Consider the following 18,191-nt stretch of genomic DNA (forward strand, 5'->3'; position numbering starts at 1 on the left):
ACCGGGCAGCGCGAAGAACCACTGCAAAGGAGACACACCATGGCCGTAGTCGCTGCCCCCAAGCCCGCAACCGCCCCGCCCCGGCGCCACCTGGTCGGCTTCTGCCGTCGACGCGGACGCTGGGTGGCCGGCCGGATCCGCCGGGCGGCTCGACGGGGAGGCGCGCCGGACGCCGGGATGACCACGGCGGAGTACGCGGTCGGCACGGTCGCGGCCTGCGCCCTGGCCGCCGTGCTCTTCAAGGTGGTGACCAGCGACACCGTGCTCGCGGCCCTCACCGGCGTCCTGGAACGGGCACTCGGTGCGGCCTGACCGCAGGCCCTTGCCGCGGCGGTGGCGGCCCTCGCGCCCCCGCCGCCGCGGTATCGGCGAGGTGAGCACGGCGGAGGCCGGCTACGCCACGGCGGAGACGGCGGTGGCGCTGCCCGCACTGGTGCTGCTCGCCGTTCTGCTGGTGTGGGCCGTGCTGGCGGCCTCCGCACAGATCCGGTGTGTCGACGCGGCGCGGGTGGGTGCCCGCGCGGCGGCGCGCGGCGAGACGGGTGCGGTCGCCCTGGCCGGGGCGGCGGCGCCACCGGGGGCCGTGGTGCATTTGGCGACCGATGCGAGCACCGTACGGGTCACGGTGGAGGCGCCGTGTCCGGGTCCGGGCCGACTGGCCTCGGTGCTCTCCGTACGGCTGGGCGCGGAGGCCGTGGCAGCCCGGGAGGACACGCCGGCCGGGGCAGGGGGTGCCGGGCCATGGCCCTCCTGACGAGGCCGGGACGGGGACCGGAGCCCCGGCAGCGGCGGCTACGTCGGCCGGGGCAGCGGGCCCGGAGTGCGGCGCACCCGGGGAAGCGGCAGCCCGACGGCGGTTCGGCGACGATCTGGCTCCTCGCCGTCGGCCTGCTCGGGTGCGCGGTGTTCGGAGCCACGCTCGCCCTGGGGGCGGTGGTCGCGGCCCGCCACCGGGCGGAGTCGGCCGCCGACCTCGCCGCGCTGGCCGCCGCCGACCGGCTCCTCCTCGACGCGGACGGCGGGTGCGCCCGCGCGGCCGGGATCGCGGGGGCCCACCGGGCTGCCCTGGTGCGGTGCACGGTCGAGCCGGCGGTGGACGCCGTCGAGGTGGTGGTCGAGGTTCCGGTGACGGGCCTTCCCCGCAGCATCCCGGTGCTGCTGGGCCCGGCCCGGGCGAGGGCCCGCGCGGGCCCGGCCAGGGCACCCGGGCCGGCGGAGGAGGAGTGGGCCTCGGATCCGTAGCCCGGGCGGCGCCCACCCCGTCGAGCCGCCGCAGGACCTCGGTGCCGACGAGGAGCTCTTCGGCGGCCCGGCCCTCCCGTCCGGCCGGACCGCCTGCCTGCTGGCTTGCCCGCTCACCTGCTCGGCCGGGTCACTCAGCTCCCCTTCCGGGGCGGGGCCGCCTCCGGTGCCTCTGGCGACCCCTGTGCCTCTGGCGCGGCCTCCTCCTCCTTCGCCGCCGCCTTCGTCCCCGCCGCCGTGGCTGTCGTCTCCGCGCCCGGCACGCCGGCGAGCAGGATGTCCAGGAGCCGGACGGCAGCCTCCTTGTCCAGCGGGTCGTTCCCGTTGCCGCACTTCGGGGACTGCACGCAGGACGGGCAGCCGCGTTCGCACTCGCACGCGGCGATGGCGTCCCGGGTGGCGGTCAGCCACTGGGCGGCCCGGTGGAAGCCGCGTTCGGCGAAGCCGGCGCCGCCGGAGTGGCCGTCGTAGACGAACACGGTCGGCAGCCCGGTGTCCGGGTGCAGCGGCACCGAGACCCCGCCGATGTCCCAGCGGTCGCAGGTGGCGAACAGCGGCAGCAGGCCGATGGAGGCGTGCTCGGCCGCGTGGGCGGCGCCGGGCAACTGGTCGAGCGGGATGTTGGCGTCGAGCAGCTGGTCCTCCGTCACGGACCACCAGACCGCCCGGGTGCGCAGGGTGCGCGGCGGGAGGTCGAGTTTGCTCTCGCCCATGATCTCGCCGGTGGAGATCCGCTTGCGGAGGTAGCCGACGACCTGGTTGACCACCTCCACCGAGCCGAAGCTGAGGCAGCCCTCGCCCCATTCGACGCTGGTGTCGGTACTGAGGACGGAGATGGAGGTGATGTCGCGGGCAGCCGTCGTGTAGGGCGGATCGGCCGGTTCGACCAGGGCCACAGAGTTGTCGAGGTCGAGGTCCTGGACGAGGTAGCTGCGCCCCTGGTGGAGGTGGACGGCGCCGGTGTGGACGGTCGTGTGGGCGGCCGAGGCGTCCACCGTGCCGAGCAGCCGCCCGGTCTCGGCCTCGACGATCTGCACCGGGCTGCCGCCGCTGCCGCGCAGGTCGACGGCGTCGGCCGCCCGTTCGCGACGGGTCCAGTACCAGGCGTCGCCCCGGCGGCGGAGCAGGCCGCGCCGTTCCAGGACGGGCAGCAGCGGGCCGCTGGAGGGGCCGAACAGCGCGAGGTCCTCGTCGGTGAGCGGGAGCTCCGCCGCTGCCGCGCACAGGTGCGGTGCCAGCACGTGCGGGTTGTCGGGGTCGAGCACGGTGGCCTCGACGGGGGTGGCGAACAGCGCCTCCGGGTGGTGCACCAGGTAGGTGTCCAGCGGGTCGTCGCGGGCGATCAGGACGGCGAGGGCGCCCTGCGCCTCGCGTCCGGCACGTCCGGCCTGCTGCCACAGCGACGCCCGGGTGCCGGGGTAGCCGGCCATCAGGACGGCGTCCAGGCCGGAGATGTCGACGCCGAGCTCGAGGGCGGAGGTGGAGGCGAGCCCGAGGAGGCGACCGGTGTGCAGGGCGCGTTCCAGGGCCCGGCGCTCGTCGGCGAGGTACCCGCCGCGGTAGGCCGCCACCCGGTCGGCGAGCGGGCGGCCGAGCTGTTCCTGGGTCTGCAGGGCGACGAGCTCGGCGGCCCGGCGGGAGCGGACGAATACCACCGTGCGGGTCTGGTTCTCGACCAGGTCGGTCAGCAGGTGGGCGGCCTCGGCGGTGGCCGTCCGGCGGACCGGGGCACCCTGCTCGCCGACGTTCTCGGTCAGCGGCGGCTCCCAGAGCCCGAAGACCATCGGGCCGCGCGGCGAGGCGTCGTCGGTGACGGCCTCGGTGGGCAGTCCGGTGAGCCGGCGGGCGGTGGCCGCCGGGTCGGCGGTGGTCGCCGAGGCGAGCAGGAAGACGGGCGAGGAGCCGTAGCGGGCACAGAGGCGGCGCAGCCGGCGCAGCACCTGGGCGACGTGCGAGCCGAACACCCCGCGGTAGCTGTGGCACTCGTCCACGACCACGTAGCGGAGCGTCTTGAGGAAGGAGGCCCAGCGGGCATGGGCGGGCAGGATCCCCCGGTGCAGCATGTCCGGGTTGGTCAGCACGTACGAGGCGTACTGGCGCACCCATTCGCGTTCCTCGGGCGGGGTGTCGCCGTCGTAGAGCGCGGGCCGGACCCGGGGCGGGGCGAGTTCGGCGGCCCGGCGGCGCTGGTCGGCGGCCAGCGCCTTGGTCGGGGCGAGGTAGAGCGCGGTGGCGCCGCGGCCGTTGCGGGCCTCGGTGCCGTCCAGCAGGTCGCTCAGGACGGGGGCGAGGTAGCCCAGCGACTTGCCCGAGGCGGTGCCTGTGGCGATCACCACAGAATGACCGCGTTTGGCCAGGTTCATGGCTTCTGCCTGGTGCGTCCAGGGCTGTTCCACCCCGAGCTCCCGGGCCGCCGCCACGATCTCGGGCCGGATGGAATCGGGCCACGGCGAATAACGGGCAGGTCGGGCGGGAAGGTGCTCCGTATGGGTGAGCCGGTCGGACCGCCCCCGGGTGGCGGACAGGGTCGTGAGCAGTGCCTCGGGCAGGCTGTGACGGGGCGGCATGAGGACCCAGTGTGTCACCGGCGTGACGGAGAATCGTTGTAAGCCATCGTGCGGGCATGGTCACAGGTGGTTGAATGTGGCCGTGACGGCCGTACGGCCGGGGTCGCAGCGCTGAGGCTTGCCACGCATCGGCTGAGCGCGCCCGGGCAGGACGGCCGGACGCGACCATGCGGTGGCGGCCACCGGGCCGGGATCGCAATGACGTAGCAAGGCAAGGTGCTGGAGGTTCCGTGGACCTGTCCCTGTCGACCCGTACTGTCGGCGATCGCACGGTCGTCGAGGTTGGCGGTGAGATCGATGTGTACACCGCCCCGAAGCTGCGGGAGCAGCTGGTCGAGCTCGTCAACGACGGCAACTACCACCTGGTTGTCGACATGGAGGGTGTGGACTTCCTCGACTCGACCGGTCTCGGCGTCCTGGTGGGCGGTCTCAAGCGGGTGCGTGCCCACGAGGGTTCGCTGCGCCTGGTCTGCAACCAGGAGCGCATTCTGAAGATCTTCCGGATCACCGGTCTCACCAAGGTCTTCCCCATTCACACTTCGGTGGACGACGCGGTCAACTCGACCGACTGACACACGACCGACTGACGATCAACCGACTGACGACCGACTGACGTCACCGGTCGGCGGGCGGGGCCTTCCGGCCCGCCGGCCGGTGCGTCGTCGCCCCGGTCCGGGGCGCACTGCGCCGTCCGGGCCGAATTCCGGGTCGGTCCCGGGTCGGTCCGCGAGGTGCTGTCGGCTCCCGGGAACTCCCGGGGTCGCTGGTGCGGACCTCCGTTGGTGGAGCAGGCCGCCGAGTCCGTGCGGGTCCGTGGGTCGGTCGCGTCGGTCGTGTCCGCCGGAGCAGCAGTGCCGGGCCTTGGCGTCCGGTCTCATGCGTCCGGGGAGCCGCAGCCCTGTCCGGGCGCGGCGGCCCTGGTCGGAGTACCCCGAGGAGGGGGAGAGATGGCAACCGTCGAACTTCGATTCAGCGCACTTCCCGAGCACGTCCGTACGGCCCGGCTGGTCGCCGCGGCGGTCGCCAGACGGGCCGGGGTCGACGAGTCGGTGCTCGACGAGGTGCGGCTCGCCGTGGGCGAAGCGTGCTCCCGGGCCGTGGGCCTGCACCAGCGCGGTGGCATCACCGGCGCGGTACGGGTGGCGCTCACCGATCAGGAGAAGCGTTTCCTCATCGAGGTCGAGGACGAGGCCGGTCCGGTCGTCGTCCCGTCCTCCGGTTCCGCCGAGGGCGGCGACCCGGAGGAGGACACCCTGGGACTGGCCGTGATCACCGGTCTGGTGGAGGACCTGGAGGTCACCAACGGCTCGGTCGGCGGCCTGATCCGGATGAGCTGGCCCGTCTCGGTCGACGCGCTGGCGGTCTGAGCGCCCACGGGTTCTGCCCAGGGGATCACGTCGCTCGCGCGCCCACCTCTGTAACTGTTCGTGGCCGACGGCCCGATGCGGGTTCCCCGCCGGGTCGTCGGCTTTCGGTTGCCCGGGGCCCAGACCCGCCCAGCCCAGCCCAGCTTCCGGCCCCCAGTCCCAGCCTCGACCTCCAGTCCCAGCCCCGCCCAGCCCTGGTTCCAGCTCCAGCCCCGCCCCGAGCCCCTGCCCCGGTGCCGGCCGCGCCCCCGAGCCACCGGTGTCCGGCGCCGCCGATGGTCCGGGCCGGTTCCGCCCCCGCCCTGGGTTGACAAACTGTTGAAGGCGGGGGTTCTCTGCTCTCGGCACGACCGGGTCCGAGCGGTCTCAGTACTGCGCGGACCTGATCGCAGAATGGGGAACCCCATGCGGATACGCATCCTGTGGCCCGCCGGGCAGACGACCGCCACGCTCGACGCGACACCCACCACCGCCGCGCTCTGGGCCGCGCTCCCGATCTCCTCGACGGCCAGCACCTGGGGCGAGGAGGTCTACTTCTCGACGCCGGTCAGCGTGCCCAGGGAGGACGGCGCCCGGCAGGTCGTCGAACCCGGCACGGTGGCGTACTGGACGGACGGCGACAGCCTGGCGCTGCCGTACGGGCCGACGCCGATCTCGCGCGACGGCGAGTGCCGGCTGGCCGGCCCGTGCAACGTCCTCGGGGTGCTGGACGGCAGTGCCGAGGTGCTGCGCACGGTCCGGCCCGGTGACCCGATCCGGGTGGAGCGGGCCTGAGCCGCGGGCCGGGCGCGGGTCCGGGCAGGGAACCGGGAGCGGGTTGCGGCCGTGTAGGTTCGCAGTTCGACGACCGAAACCGAAAGGGCTCTTCCCGGTGAACAAGCGACTGCTGGCCGTACCCGCGCTCGGCGCGCTGCTCGCACTCGGCGCCGTCGGCTGCGGCGGCGACGAGGACAACAGCAAGCAGCTGAACGGCTGGGCGGCAAGCGTCTGCAGCGCCGCCAAGGACCCGATCGCGCAGGCCCAGGCGGCCCTCGCGGACACCGGGCAGGTCAGGACCGGCGAGGCGCCCGCCGACCTGAAGAAGCGCCTCTCGGCCGACATAGCGCGCCTCGCCAAGACCAACCAGCAGATCGCCGAGGCCATCGACAAGGCGGGTGCGCCGAAGGTCGCCGACGGCGAGGCCCTCCGCAAGGACACCGTCTCCGAGCTGAACCGGGCGGCCGAGGGCTACCTGGAGGTCCAGAAGAAGCTGGACGGGCTGTCCGGCGACGACCAGTCGAAGTTCGCGGACGGCCTGCGGAGCGTGGCCGACCAGCTGCAGGCGCTCGCCTCGCTTTCCACCCAGGCCCAGGCCAAGCTGCAGCGCGGCGACCTCGGGTCGGCGATGGCCAAGCAGGACGGCTGCAAGCCGAGCACGGCGTCGCCGGCGCCGGGCGGCGGTGCGGCGACCGGCGGGGCCCCGTCCGGGGCGCCGAGTGCGGACGCCGGCGGTGCGAGCCCGTCCACTGGGGCGACCGACGCCGCGGGCTCCCCGGCCGCCACCCCCGCGCCGTCGGGCTCGGCGGACGCCGCGTCCGGCACCCCGTCCTCGCCCGCGCCCAGCGCGAGCTGATCCCGGGGCGGGCTGATCCCGGGGCGGGCCGGTCCCGGGGCGGGCCGGTTCCGGGGCGCGGGCGCACCGTACGGGTGCCGCCCGCGCCCACGGACCGGCACTCCGGCACCGGTCCGCAGCCTCGCAGGCCCGGGAACGGCCCCTGGGCCCGCCACAGCCCGTCACGTCGTACGGCAAACCCACCGGGGCCCGCCGAGCTCCCACCGACGTCCTACCGAGCTCCCACCGACGTTCTACCTGACCCCGCCGACGTCCCACCGAGCCCCCACCGACGTCCTGCCGATGCGCACTGCGTCCCGCCGATGCGTACTGCGGCCCGCCCGGCGGGCCCGGTGGGCGGGCCGGACGGGTGCGGCGCGAGACAATGGCGGGGTGACCAGTAGCCCCGTTCTTGACCCGACCCGCCTCGCCAAGTTCCGCGAGGCGCTGCTCGCCGCGGCGTTCACCGCCGACGGCTGCCTCGACCTGCTCGGGCCCACCGGCTACGCGGCGCTGGCCCGCAGCGAGGCGGTACCGGCGTTGCGGGCGACCCGCGGCGGCAGCCCGCTGGAGACGCTGGTGCGGCTCTTCCTGCTGCAGCAGCCCGTGCCGTACCGGGCGGCCGCCGCCGCGCTGCCCGTCGAGGACTGCCTCGCCGACGGCTGGCTGCGCTCCGACGGCGAGCTGGTGCGCGCCACCGTGGACGTCCGCCCGTACGCCAATGAGGTGGCGGGCCTGCCGAGTTCGGACGCCTGGGTGGTCTCCGACCTGGGCTGCGCGGTCGGCGGTGCCGGCGGCATCGGTTCGGGGGAGACGGCGCACGGCATCGCCCGCAGGGAGCTGGTGCTCGGCGTCGGCGGCGCGTCCACCACGTTGGCCAACATCACCGTGCGCCGGCCCGTCCGGGCCGCCCTGGACCTGGGTTCGGGCTCCGGTGTGCAGGCGCTGCACGCGGCGCGGCACGCCCAGCGGGTGACCGCCACCGACCTCAACCCGCGGGCGCTGCGGTTCACCGAGCTGACCCTCGCGCTGTCCGGCTTCGACAACACGGACACCGCGGCGGGCAGCCTGTTCGAGCCGGTGGGGGAGCGGAAGTTCGACCTGATCGTCTCCAACCCGCCGTTCGTGATCTCGCCGGCCGGCCGCTTCACCTACCGTGACGGCGGCATGGCCGGTGACGACCTCTGCCGCAGCCTGGTCCGCAGCGCCGCCGCCCACTTGGAGCCCGGCGGTCACTGCCAGTTGCTGGCCAACTGGCAGCACGTCAAGGGCGAGGACTGGCACGACCGGCTGGCCGGCTGGGTCGCGGGCACCGGCCTGGACGCCTGGGTCGTCCAGCGCGAGGTCCAGGACGTCGCCCAGTACGCCGAGCTGTGGCTGCGCGACGGCGGCGACCACCGCGGGCCCGGCGGCGACTACCAGGCCCGGTACGGCGAGTGGCTTGACGCCTTCGAGGCGAACGGCGTCGAGGGCATCGGCTTCGGCTGGATCACCCTGCGGGCGAGCGGCGCCGAGCGGCCGACCGTACGGATCGAGGAGTGGCCGCACCCGGTGGAGCAGCCGCTCGGCCCGCACATCGAGGAGTGGTTCGCCCGGCAGGACTTCCTGCGCACCCACGACGACGCGGGGCTGCTCGCGGCCCGGTACGTGCTGGCGGACGAGGTGGTCCAGGAGCAGGTCGGCGCCCCCGGTGCGGAGGACCCGGAGCACGTGATCCTGCGTCACAACCGCGGCATGCGGAGGGCGACCAAGGTGGACACGGTGGGTGCCGGGTTCGTCGGGGTCTGCGACGGGACGCTGTCGGCCGGGGAGATCGTGGACGCCATCGCACAGCTGATCGGGGAGGACCGCGTCGCGCTGCGCGACCGGGTGCCGGAGTCGTTGCGGCTGCTCACCGAGGAGGGGTTCATCGACCCGGTCCGGTCGGAGGGCTGAAGGCCGAGCGCTGAGGTCCAGGAGCGCTGAGGGCCAGGAGCTGAGGGCCAGGAGCTGAGGCCCGCGAGCTGAGGGCCGCGAGCTGAGGGCCGAGCGCTGAGGGCCGGGGTCTGCGAGGCCCCCGGTCCGGCCGGTCGTTGGCCCGGCCGGTTCACCTTCCGGTAGCCCCCGCTTCGTCCGGCCGTTGCCGAGGGGCTGTCCGTCGTTGGTCCGGGACTGTGAGGCTCTGTCCACAGGCTGTGGACAAGGGTGGGGGCTCGCGGGGTGGAGACGACGACGGCAGTGCTGAGCGGCGGCGTGCTCGTTCTCTTCGGCGGCGCACTTCTTCTCTGGTGCGCCGCCGAAGTGCGCCTTCGCCACCGTGTGCGCCGTCGCGGGGTGCCGGTGGTGGCCAGAGTGGTCGCGGAGTCCGACGCGTTCGGCGAACTCGACAGCTCGCCGCTGCTCTCCTTCCCCGTGCTCGCCTCGGTCGGGGGTGCGGGTACGGGCCGGGGCGAGGTGGTGCTCGCCCGTCCGCGCGGGCACACCCCGCTGCGCAGGCCCGTGCGTTTCGCGCCGGGCACCGCGGTGGACGTGGCCTACGATCCGCGCCGGCCGAGCCGCGTCGTACTGGCGGCCGGGGAGACCGGCCGGGCCGCGGTCGCGGACCTCCTGTGGACGGCGCTCGGGGCCGCGTGCCTGGCGGGCGGCTGCTGCCTGCTCGCGGTCGGGCTCTGACCTTCCTGACCTTCCTGGCCTTACGGGCCTTCCGGGCCTTCCTGACCCCCCTGAGCTTCCTGACCCTCCGGACGGAGGGACGCGCCCACCACCCCCGATCACCACCCGCTGACCGGTGGCAGTCGCCCGTTGACGGACAGCGATATCCCGTTGACAGATTTTGAAATCCGTCATTCCATCCCCCTAAACCCGCCGAAGCCCCCCTTCACGCGGCACGAACCTCCATCATCGGGTTACCGTTCGAGTGGCGTCGGTCGGCCTTGCCGGTGAAAAAGAGGGATCCGTCCGTTTGACAAGGGTGGCCGGGGTACGGTCACACTCCGCTGGTGGGGTCGTCGTACAGCGGCGGCCCCCGGGACGGTGGAGGGGTCGGGCGGAGCGCAGCCCGTGCTGCCCGCGCCGACCAGCTCACATAACGACCGGGAGAGAAGAGCGAAGGTGTCCCCGAGCAGCGAGACCGCGCACGGACAGCGACTCGTCATTGTCGAGTCGCCGGCCAAGGCGAAGACGATCAAGGGCTACCTGGGCCCCGGCTACATCGTCGAGGCGAGCGTCGGGCACATCCGGGACCTGCCCAGCACGGCGGCCGAGGTGCCGGACAAGTACACCGGTGAGGTGCGCCGGCTCGGGGTCGACGTCGACCACGACTTCGCCCCGATCTACGTGGTCAACGCGGACAAGAAGTCGCAGGTCAGCAAGCTCAAGTCGCTGCTTGCGGAGTCCGACGAGCTCTTCCTCGCCACCGATGAGGACCGCGAGGGCGAGGCCATCGCGTGGCACCTGCAGCAGGTCCTGAAGCCCAAGGTGCCGGTGCACCGGATGGTGTTCCACGAGATCACCAAGACCGCGATCCAGGAGGCCGTGGCCAACCCGCGCGAGCTGAACCAGCGCCTGGTCGACGCCCAGGAGACCCGCCGCATCCTCGACCGCCTCTACGGCTTCGAGGTCTCGCCGGTGCTGTGGAAGAAGGTCATGCCGAAGCTGTCGGCGGGCCGCGTGCAGTCCGTCGCGACCCGGCTGGTGGTCGAGCGCGAGCGCGAGCGGATGGCGTTCCGCAGTGCCTCGTACTGGGACCTCACCGGTACCTTCGCGACCGGCCGCACCGCCGCGGACGCCGCCAACCCGGAGAGCTTCGGCGCCCGCCTGGTGGCCGTCGACGGCAAGCGGATCGCCACCGGCCGCGACTTCGGTCCGGACGGCAGGCTGAAGGGCGCCAGCACCAGCGCCAACACCCTGCACCTCGACGAGCAGGCCGCCCGCGCGCTGGCCGCCGCCCTGGAGCAGACCTCGTTCGCCGTGCGCAGCGTCGAGTCGAAGCCGTACCGCCGCTCGCCGTACGCGCCGTTCCGCACCACCACGCTGCAGCAGGAGGCCAGCCGCAAGCTGGGCTTCGGCGCCAAGCGGACCATGCAGGTGGCCCAGAAGCTGTACGAGAACGGCTTCATCACCTATATGCGTACCGACTCCACCACGCTCTCGGACACCGCGATCACCGCGGCCCGGGCGCAGGTGACCCAGCTGTACGGTGCCGACTACCTGCCGGACGCGCCGCGCACCTACGCCTCCAAGGTCAAGAACGCGCAGGAGGCGCACGAGGCGGTCCGCCCGTCCGGCGACCGCTTCCGCACCCCGGCCGAGACCGGCCTGTCCGGTGACGACTTCCGGCTGTACGAGCTGATCTGGATGCGGACCGTCGCCTCCCAGATGAAGGACGCGGTCGGGCAGTCCGTGACCGTCAGGGTCGGCGGCCGGGCGGCGGACGGCCGGGACGCCGAGTTCTCGGCCTCCGGCAAGATCATCACCTTCCATGGCTTCCTCAAGGCGTACGTCGAGGGCGCGGACGACCCGAACGCCGAGCTGGACGACCGCGAGCGCCGCCTGCCGCAGGTCTCCGAGGGCGACCCGCTCTCCGCCGAGCAGCTCAACCCCGAGGGCCACTCCACCAAGCCGCCGGCCCGCTACACCGAGGCGTCGCTGGTCAAGGAGCTGGAGGACCGCGAGATCGGCCGCCCCTCCACCTACGCCTCGATCATCGACACCATCATCGGGCGCCGCTACGTCTTCAAGAAGGGGACGGCGCTCGTCCCGTCCTTCCTCTCCTTCGCGGTCGTCAACCTGCTGGAGAAGCACTTCGGCCGACTGGTCGACTACGACTTCACCGCCCGGATGGAGGACGACCTCGACCGGATCGCGGCCGGCGAGGCGCAGTCCGTGCCGTGGCTGAAGCGCTTCTACTTCGGCGAGGGCGACGCCGGCAGCGGCGGCGCCGCCGAGGCCGGCAACGGCGACGGCGACCACCTCGGCGGGCTGAAGGAGCTGGTCACCGACCTCGGCGCGATCGACGCCCGGGAGATCAGCTCGTTCCGGGTCAGCGACGACATCGTGCTCCGGGTCGGCCGCTACGGCCCGTACGTCGAGCGGGTCGGCAAGGAGGGCGAGGAGCCCGGTCAGCGCGCCGACATCCCGGACGAGCTGCCGCCGGACGAGCTCACCCCCGAGCTGGCCGAGGAACTGCTGGCCAAGCCCAGCGGGGACTTCGAGCTGGGCCCGGACCCGGTCAGCGGCAACATGCTGGTCGCCAAGGACGGCCGCTACGGCCCGTACGTGACCGAGATCCTGCCCGAGGGCACGCCCAAGACCGGCAAGAACGCGGTCAAGCCGCGGACCGCCTCGCTGCTGAAGACCATGGCGCTGGACACCGTCACCCTGGCGGACGCGCTCCAGCTGCTGTCGCTGCCGCGCGTGGTCGGCGTCGACCCGGAGGGCGTGGAGATCACCGCGCAGAACGGCCGCTACGGCCCGTACCTCAAGCGCGGCACCGACTCCCGCTCGCTCACCAGCGAGGAGCAGATGTTCACGGTCACCCTGGAGGAGGCCCTGGCCATCTACGCCCAGCCCAAGCAGCGCGGCCGGGCCGCCGCCGCGCCGCCGCTGCGCGAGCTGGGCACCGACCCGGTCAGCGAGCGCCCGGTCGTGGTCAAGGACGGCCGCTTCGGCCCGTACGTGACGGACGGCGAGACCAACGCGACGCTGCGCAAGGACGACGACGTCGCCGCCATCACCCCGGAGCGCGGCTACGAGCTGCTCGCCGAGAAGCGGGCCCGCGGCCCGGTGAAGAAGACGGCGAAGAAGGCCCCGGCCAAGAAGGCGACCGCCAAGAAGACGGCGACCAAGACCGCCGCCAAGAAGACGGCCACCGCCAAGACCGCGGCCAAGAAGACCACCGCGACCAAGGCGGCCGCCAAGACGACGACGGCGAAGAAGGCCGCCGCGAGCAAGAGCGCGACCACCGACGAGGGCTGATCGCCCGTCGGCCGCACCGGGCCCGACCTCCCTCCGGAGGCGGGCCCGGCGCCGTTCGGGGGAGGGGCGGTGCCCGTGCGTCACAACCCTGCAATGACCGGCCCCCGGCGGGCCCGCTCACCCGTTCGCGGCAACCGTCGACCGCTACGCTGACGGTATGACGAGTGAGGAGCAGCCCACCGCCGGCGCCGCCGCGGCGGGCAGAGCCGGTACCCCAGACCTGCCCGAGGTCGCGCCCGCGGGTACCCCGGGCGAGCGGGCCCGCGCCCTGCTGCGGCTGCGCCCGTACCGCAGGCTCTGGACCACCCGGCTGATCGGCGGCGTCGCCGACCGGCTCGGGCTGCTGGTGCTGCTCGCGCTCACCGTGACCGCGGCCGTCGCCGGCCGGCAGTTCGGCGACCTGCCGCGCAGCCTGGCCTTCGCGATCGCCGCGGTGCTCGCCGTCCGGGTGTTCGCCACCGTGCTGTTCGGCGCCGCCCTGCTCGGCCCGGTCCACCGGCTGCTGACCACCCGGCTCGACCGCCGGTGGACGCTGGTCGGCACCGACGCGCTGCGCGCGCTGCTGATCGGCATCGCCCCCTGGTGGATCGTCTGGCTCGGCTCCGGCCCGCGCCCCTCCGGCGCGGCGACCTGCGTGCTGCTGGCCACCGTCTTCGTGACCGGAGCCGCCGAGCGGATCGCGGCGACCGCCACGGCGGCGGCCGTCCCCGGCCTGCTGCCGCCCGCCGACCCGCACGCGCCCGCCGCCGAGCAGCGCCCCTCCGCGGCCCAGCTCGACACCGTGCGCCTGCTGGACCTGCGCACCGGCTGGGCCACCGTGCCGCTCGGCGCCGCCGCGCTGATCGGGCTCACCCTCCTCAACAACGTCCTCGCCGCCCTGGGCCCGGACTGGCTGCGCACCCACCAGACCACCTGCGCCGCGCTCGGTGCGGCGGCCGCCTTCGCGGTCGCGGCCGTCCGCGGCCACCTCCAGCAGCTGCCGGTCGGCCCGGTCACCGCCGTGCCGCACTCCCCGCTGCAGGGCCTGCGCGCCCCCACCGACGCCACCCCCGGCCCGGCCCTGCGCAAGGGCCGCACCGGCTCGGCCCCGTTCTTCACCTTCGCGGTCGCCGCCGGGTACGCCACGATGGCGGGCGTCGCCGCGCTGGCCCTGCTGACCGCCGTCGAGCACAGCTCCGGTCCGATCGGCTACGGCCTGCTGGTGCTCGCCGCCGCCGGGGCGCCCGCGCTGGGCGTCCGCGCCACCCGGGCCACGCTGCCCGCGCTCTCCCGCCGCCGGCTGCTCGCCCTCGCCCTGGTGACCGAGGGCGTGGCGCTGATCCTGGCCGGCCTGGTGCTGGACTTCGTGCTGGTGCTGCTGCTGACCGTGCTGGCCGGCCTGGCCGCCGGGATCGTGATCCAGACCGGCCGCACCCTGCTCGCCCAGGAGGTCGAGGAGGTCCGGCTGCCCAAGGTCACCGAGCACCTGTACGCGGTGCTGCGGGCCGTCGTGGGTACCTCGCTGGTCCTCGTGCCGCTGATCGCCGCCGCGTACGGCGAGGTCGAGTACGGCGCCCAGCAGCCCGGCTCCTTCACCTTCGTCCACGGCGGGGCCGCCCTCGCGGTGGGCACCGCCGGCCTGCTGACCCTCGTCCTCGCCGCCGTGGTGCTGGTGCGGACCGACGACCGGCGCGGCACCGCCCCGTTCGGGCGCGACCTGGTGGACGCGCTGCGCGGCGGCGCCTCCCTCCCGCCGCACCGCACCACCGGCACCGGCTTCTTCATCGCCCTGGAGGGCGGTGACGGCGCCGGCAAGTCCACCCAGGCCCAGGCGCTCGCCGAGTGGATCCGCGGCAAGGGGCATGAGGTCGTGCTCACCCGCGAGCCCGGCGGCAGCCCCGTCGGCCAGCGGCTGCGCGGACTCGTCCTGGACGTCGGCAACACCGGCCTCTCGCACCGCGCCGAGGCACTGATCTACGCGGCCGACCGCGCCGAGCACGTCGAGAACGTCATCCGGCCCGCACTGGCCCGGGGCGCCGTCGTCATCACCGACCGCTACATGGACTCCTCCATCGCCTACCAGGGGGCCGGCCGCGACCTCGCCGCCACCGAGGTCGCCCGGATCTCCCGCTGGGCGACCGGCGGCCTGGTGCCCGACCTGACCGTCGTCCTGGACGTCGACCCGGCCCGGGCGCGGGAGCGGTTCACCGAGGCACTGGACCGGCTGGAGTCCGAGCCGACCGAGTTCCACCAGCGGGTGCGGGCCGGCTTCCTCGCGCTCGCCGCCGCCGACCCGGGCCGCTACCTGGTCGTCGACGGCAGCCAGGTGCCCGGCTCCGTCACCACCGCGATCCGCCACCGGCTGGACCGCGAGCTGCCGCTCTCCGAGCAGGAGAAGGCCGCCCGCGCGGAGCAGGAGCGCCTCGCCCGTGAGGAGGCCGCCCGCCGCGCCGCCGAGGAGGCCCGCAAGAAGGCCGAGGAGGAGGCCGCCGAGCGCAAGCGCCAGGAACTGCTGGAGCAGTTGCGCGCGGAGCAGGCCGAGAAGGAGCGCCTCGCCAAGGAGGAGGCCGAGCGCCTGGCCGAGGAGGCTCGCCGCAAGGCCGCCGAGGCGGCGCGGAAGAAGGCCGAGGAGGACGCCCGCCGGCGTGCCGAGGAGGAGGCCAAGCTGCGCGCCGCCGAGGAGGCCCGGCTCGCGGCCGAGGCCGCCGAGCGCAAGCGGCTCGCCGAGGAGGCCGCCGCCCAGGCCGAACTGCAGCGGCAGCGGGAACTCCAGCGCGAGGAGCAGCGCCGCCGCGCCGAGGAGGCGCTCCAGCGGGCCGAGGAGGCCCGGCTGGCGCAGGCCGCCGCCCTGGCCGCGGCGACCGCGGCCGCCGAGGAGGCGGAGCGTGCTGCGGCGGAGCGGGCTGCTGCGGAACGTGCGGCGGCGGAGCGGATTGCCGCCGAACGGGCCGCCGCCGAACGGGCCGCCGCGGAACGTGCCGCTGCGGAGCGGGTCGCTGCCGAACGTGCGGCGGCGGAGCGGGCCGAGGCCCGGCGTGCGGCGGACGCGCGGGCGGCTGCGGCCCCGGCGGCGTCCCCCGTTCCGGACAATGAGGTGACCACCGAGCTGCGGCTGGTGAAGGGCCCCGACGAGCCCACCGAGGAGATCTCCGAGCGGGACCGCCGGGCCGCCGTCCGGGCCGCAGAGCAGGCCGAGGCAGCTGCCCGGGCCGGGGCGGTCGACCACCGGGCCGGGGCGGCGCGGACCGCCGGCGCGGCCGGGGTCGACGAGACCGCGGTCCTGCCGAGGGTGTCGGCGGACGAGACCGCCGTGTTGCCGCGCGTGGCCGAGAACGAGGACCGGACGGCCGTCCTTCCGCGGGTGCCCGCGGAGGCCGAGGAGCGGACCACCGCGCTGCCCCGGGTCCGGCCGGACGCACAGCCGCCGGCCGACCGGGCGCCTGCGGACCGGGCGTCCGCCGACCGGGTGCCGCCTGCGCTGTGGCGGGAGGACGCTCCGCGTGCCGACCGGAGCGAGCCGGTCGACGGCACCCGCGAGCTGCCGGTGGTCGAGGAGGAGCCGGCCGCCGAGCCGCGCCCCCGGCCCTCCTGGGCCGAGGAGACGCCGATGGACGACCTGCCGAGCCTGACCGACACCCTCCTGGGCTCCCACGACGAGTGGTCCCGCTGGGAGCAGGTCGGCCCGAGCCAGGCCGCCCCCCAGGACCCGCGCGCCCCGTACGCCGACCCGCGCGACCCGCGGGCCGACGGCGGCGCCGCGGGCGGACCGGGTGCGACCGGCGACGAGGGCAAGGGCGGCAAGGGCAAGGGCCGCCGCTGGCGCCGGGGCTGAGCCCGGACGTCCGAGACACCACGGGCGGTGCCGTACGGGGGAGACCCCGGCGGCACCGCCCGTCGCCGTCCCGGCGGGTGCGCCGACGGCAGGGCGGACCGGGTGTCGCAGCGGCCACGTATGCTCGACCGCGGGGCTGCGGCGCCGTCGGTGCGGTGTGCGGTAGGGCAGCGCCGGGATCACCCGCACCGGGCTACGCGGGCTACGCGGGCTACGCGGGCTACGCACCGACGCCGGGACACGCACCGGGGCACGTACTGAGACACGCCCGACCGAACACGTCGGGCCGAGCCGGGGAGCAGGAGAGCAGTGGCCGTCTGGGACGACCTGGTGGGCCAGGAGCGGGTGGTCGAGCAGCTGACCGCGGCGGCCAGGGCGGCCGGGGCGACGGCCGCCGCCGGCCGCGGAGCCGCACCCGAGCCGGGCGGGAACGCCTCGCTGATGACGCACGCCTGGCTGTTCACCGGCCCGCCCGGGGCCGGGCAGGTCACCGCCGCCCGCGCCTTCGCCGCGGCCCTCCAGTGCACCAGCCCGGACCTCGCCCTCGGCGGCACCCCCGGCTGCGGCTTCTGCGACGGCTGCCACACCGTGATGGCGGGCAGCCACGCGGACGTGAAGTACGTGCGCACCGACGGCCTGTCGATCGGCGTCGGCGACATGCGCGACCTGGTGCTGCGCGCCTCCAGCTACCCGACCGGCGGGCGCTGGTCGGTCATCCTGGTCGACGCCGCCCACCGGCTCACCGAGGCCGCCGCCAACGCCCTGCTCAAGGGCGTCGAGGAGCCCTCCCCGCGGACGGTCTGGCTGCTCTGCGCGCCCTCCGTGCAGGACGTGCTGCCGACCATCCGCTCGCGCTGCCGCCTGCTGGTGCTGCGCACCCCCGCCGCCGAGGCGGTCGCCGACATGCTGGTCCGGCGGGACGGCGTCGACCCGGGCGCCGCCCGGTTGGCGGCGCTCGCCGGGCAGGGCGACGTCGAGCGGTCCCGCCGGCTGGCCGTCGACGAGCAGGCCAGGACCCGCCGCGCCGAGGTGCTGCGGATCCCGCTGGAGGTCGGCGACATCGGCGGCTGCCTGGCCGCCGCCCAGCGCCTGGTCGACACCGCCAAGGCCGACGCCGAGGCGCTCGCCGAGACCCAGGACGCCAAGGAGACCGACGACCTGAAGGCCGCGTACGGCGCGTCGGAGGGCAGCAAGGCCCCGCGCGGCATGGCCGGGGCGGTCAAGGAACTGGAGAAGCGGCAGAAGAGCCGGGCCACCCGGACCCGCCGCGAGACCCTCGGGGTCGCGCTGCTCGACCTGCTCGGCTTCTACCGCGACGTGCTCGCCCTGCAACTCGGCTCGACCGGCGCGCTCGCCAACGAGGACCAGCGCCAGGCCCTCGACCGGGTCGCCCAGGCCGGGCCGCCGGAGGGCACGCTGCGCCGGATCGAGGCGGTGCTGGCCTGCCGGCAGGCACTGGACCGCAACGTCGACCCGCTGCTGGCGGTCGAGGCGATGACGGTGGCGCTCCGGGCGGGCTGAGTCCGGGCGGGCTGAGCGGCCACTCCGGGACGGCGCGGGTGCGCGGGTGCGTCAGTGGATGCCCGAGCCCGTCGGCCCGCTCCGCGGCCCCAGGCCCGTCGGCGGGCGTGCGGGCGATGCGACGCGCCCGGCGCCCG

General features: G+C 75.1%; 13 protein-coding genes. 12 read left to right on the forward strand and 1 reads right to left on the reverse strand.

Annotated elements, in window-relative coordinates:
• Positions 1–39 precede the first annotated feature (39 nt).
• From ACWGB8_RS06225 to ACWGB8_RS06235, 3 genes are all read left to right on the forward strand, one after another.
• On the forward strand, positions 40–312 hold the full coding sequence (locus tag ACWGB8_RS06225) for a DUF4244 domain-containing protein (protein ID WP_452210771.1): 273 nt from the start codon (positions 40–42) through the stop codon (positions 310–312).
• A 61-nt stretch (positions 313–373) separates the two neighbouring features.
• On the forward strand, positions 374–754 hold the full coding sequence (locus ACWGB8_RS06230) for a TadE family type IV pilus minor pilin (protein ID WP_452210773.1): 381 nt from the start codon (positions 374–376) through the stop codon (positions 752–754).
• Positions 742–1,242 carry an Rv3654c family TadE-like protein gene (locus ACWGB8_RS06235; protein ID WP_452210775.1) on the forward strand — a complete coding sequence of 167 codons (501 nt, stop codon included), beginning with the start codon at positions 742–744 and terminating at the stop codon, positions 1,240–1,242. The genes ACWGB8_RS06230 and ACWGB8_RS06235 overlap by 13 nt, the downstream gene beginning before the upstream one ends.
• A gap of 134 nt (positions 1,243–1,376) precedes the next feature.
• Here the strand turns inward: ACWGB8_RS06235 and ACWGB8_RS06240 are convergent, their stop codons facing one another.
• Positions 1,377–3,809, reverse strand: coding sequence for a DEAD/DEAH box helicase (locus ACWGB8_RS06240; RefSeq protein WP_452210777.1), 2,433 nt, complete (start codon positions 3,807–3,809; stop codon positions 1,377–1,379).
• A 230-nt stretch (positions 3,810–4,039) separates the two neighbouring features.
• Between ACWGB8_RS06240 and bldG the strand changes: the two genes are divergently transcribed.
• From bldG to ACWGB8_RS06285, 9 genes are all read left to right on the forward strand, one after another.
• Positions 4,040–4,381: an anti-sigma factor antagonist BldG gene (bldG, locus tag ACWGB8_RS06245; protein ID WP_148644090.1), complete on the forward strand. Its 342-nt coding sequence runs from the start codon at positions 4,040–4,042 to the stop codon at positions 4,379–4,381.
• Between the two features lie 375 nt (positions 4,382–4,756).
• Entirely contained in the window at positions 4,757–5,176 is a 420-nt protein-coding gene (locus tag ACWGB8_RS06250) for an ATP-binding protein (RefSeq protein WP_452210779.1), read from the forward strand.
• Between the two features lie 405 nt (positions 5,177–5,581).
• Positions 5,582–5,950, forward strand: a complete 369-nt coding sequence (locus ACWGB8_RS06255) for a cyclophilin-like fold protein (RefSeq protein ID WP_452210781.1) — start codon at positions 5,582–5,584, stop codon at positions 5,948–5,950.
• Between the two features lie 97 nt (positions 5,951–6,047).
• The gene (locus ACWGB8_RS06260) at positions 6,048–6,788 is read left to right on the forward strand and encodes a small secreted protein (RefSeq protein ID WP_452210783.1); all 741 of its coding nucleotides are present in this window, start codon (positions 6,048–6,050) and stop codon (positions 6,786–6,788) included.
• Between the two features lie 372 nt (positions 6,789–7,160).
• Positions 7,161–8,702, forward strand: coding sequence for a DUF7059 domain-containing protein (locus ACWGB8_RS06265; protein ID WP_452210785.1), 1,542 nt, complete (start codon positions 7,161–7,163; stop codon positions 8,700–8,702).
• A gap of 387 nt (positions 8,703–9,089) precedes the next feature.
• Positions 9,090–9,419, forward strand: a complete 330-nt coding sequence (locus ACWGB8_RS06270; RefSeq protein ID WP_452210787.1) for a hypothetical protein — start codon at positions 9,090–9,092, stop codon at positions 9,417–9,419.
• Positions 9,420–9,857: 438 nt separating this feature from the next.
• Positions 9,858–12,722 carry a type I DNA topoisomerase gene (gene topA / locus ACWGB8_RS06275; RefSeq protein ID WP_452210789.1) on the forward strand — a complete coding sequence of 955 codons (2,865 nt, stop codon included), beginning with the start codon at positions 9,858–9,860 and terminating at the stop codon, positions 12,720–12,722.
• A 157-nt stretch (positions 12,723–12,879) separates the two neighbouring features.
• Complete coding sequence (tmk, locus tag ACWGB8_RS06280; protein ID WP_452210791.1) at positions 12,880–16,533, forward strand: dTMP kinase; 3,654 nt, start codon at positions 12,880–12,882, stop codon at positions 16,531–16,533.
• 309 nt (positions 16,534–16,842) lie between these two features.
• Positions 16,843–18,054: a DNA polymerase III subunit delta' gene (locus ACWGB8_RS06285; RefSeq protein ID WP_452210793.1), complete on the forward strand. Its 1,212-nt coding sequence runs from the start codon at positions 16,843–16,845 to the stop codon at positions 18,052–18,054.
• The last annotated feature ends 137 nt before the right edge of the window (positions 18,055–18,191 follow it).

Source organism: Kitasatospora sp. NPDC054939, from assembly GCF_053610105.1.

Coding starts and splice junctions, on each gene's coding strand:
- ACWGB8_RS06240 (WP_452210777.1), bottom strand. CDS start 3,809: ATGCCGCCCCGTCACAGCCTGCCCGAGGCACTGCTCACGACCCTGTCC.
- ACWGB8_RS06250 (WP_452210779.1), top strand. CDS start 4,757: ATGGCAACCGTCGAACTTCGATTCAGCGCACTTCCCGAGCACGTCCGT.
- ACWGB8_RS06225 (WP_452210771.1), top strand. CDS start 40: ATGGCCGTAGTCGCTGCCCCCAAGCCCGCAACCGCCCCGCCCCGGCGC.
- ACWGB8_RS06235 (WP_452210775.1), top strand. CDS start 742: ATGGCCCTCCTGACGAGGCCGGGACGGGGACCGGAGCCCCGGCAGCGG.
- tmk (WP_452210791.1), top strand. CDS start 12,880: ATGACGAGTGAGGAGCAGCCCACCGCCGGCGCCGCCGCGGCGGGCAGA.
- ACWGB8_RS06255 (WP_452210781.1), top strand. CDS start 5,582: ATGCGGATACGCATCCTGTGGCCCGCCGGGCAGACGACCGCCACGCTC.